This is a genomic window from Streptococcus suis (assembly GCF_016743335.1).
GTDB classification, from domain to species: Bacteria; Bacillota; Bacilli; order Lactobacillales; family Streptococcaceae; genus Streptococcus; species Streptococcus suis_Y.
Map to the genome: position 1 here is coordinate 1 of NZ_WCJE01000094.1, position 1,072 is coordinate 1,072.

Genomic DNA, 1,072 nt, shown 5'->3' on the forward strand with positions numbered 1-1,072 from the left:
AAAGCTTCTAAAATCCCTTATCTGGAGTGTGCTGGCTACCAAACTCTCATTCGCCTGAAAAAGCGCCGTTTCAAGTGTAAGGAGTGCGGAAAAATGGCTGTCGCGGAAACTTCTCTGGTCAAGAAGAACCACCAAATCGCAAACATCGTTCGCCAGAAAATAGCTCAACTTCTCATTGAAAAACAGTCTATGACCGATATCACTAAGCGCCTTGCTGTTTCTACCTCAACCGTCATTCGCAAGCTAAATGAGTTCCAATTTAAAACCGACTGGAATTGGTTGCCTGAGAATATAAGCTGGGATGAGTACGGCTTCAAGAAAGGAAAAATGAGTTTCATCGCTCAGGATTTCGACTCGCTAAAAGTCATCACTATCCTCGATGGACGCACGCAAGCCACGATTAGAAACCACTTCCTACGCTATTCCAGACAGGCTAGAAACCGAGTTAAAGTCATCACTATGGACATGTTTAGCCCATACTACCAATTGGCTAAACAGCTTTTTCCGCATGCCAAAATCGTCCTTGATCGCTTTCACATTGTGCAGCACCTTAGCCGTGCTATGAACCGCGTTCGCATTCAAATCATGAACCAATTCGATAGAAAATCCCACGAATACAAGGTCTTGAAACGCTACTGGAAACTGATACAACAAGATAGTCGTAAAATCAATGATAAACGATTTTATCGCCCTATGTTTCGAATGCATTTGACTAACAAGGAAATCTTAGAAAAACTACTGTCTTTTTCAGAGGAACTACGACAACACTATCAACTCTATCAGCTTCTCTTATTTCATTTCCAAGAGAAAAACTCAGATTATTTCTTTGACCTTATCAAACAGGAAATAGCCAATGTTAATCCTATTTTCCAGACGGTATTTAAGACATTTCTAAAGGATAAAGACAAGGTATTGAATGCCCTAGAATTGCCCTATTCCAACGCCAAACTGGAAGCTACTAACAATCTCATCAAAGTCATTAAGAGAAATGCCTTTGGTTTCAGGAACTTTGAAAACTTTAAAAAACGGATTTTGATTGCTTTGAACATAAAGAAAGAGAGAACGAATTTCG

1 protein-coding gene is annotated in these 1,072 nt (G+C 40.0%); it reads left to right on the top strand.

Annotated elements, in window-relative coordinates; genetic code table 11:
* Positions 1 to 1,072: ISL3 family transposase (locus tag F9856_RS11960; RefSeq protein ID WP_202106728.1), on the top strand; the 1,072-nt coding region annotated here is incomplete at both ends.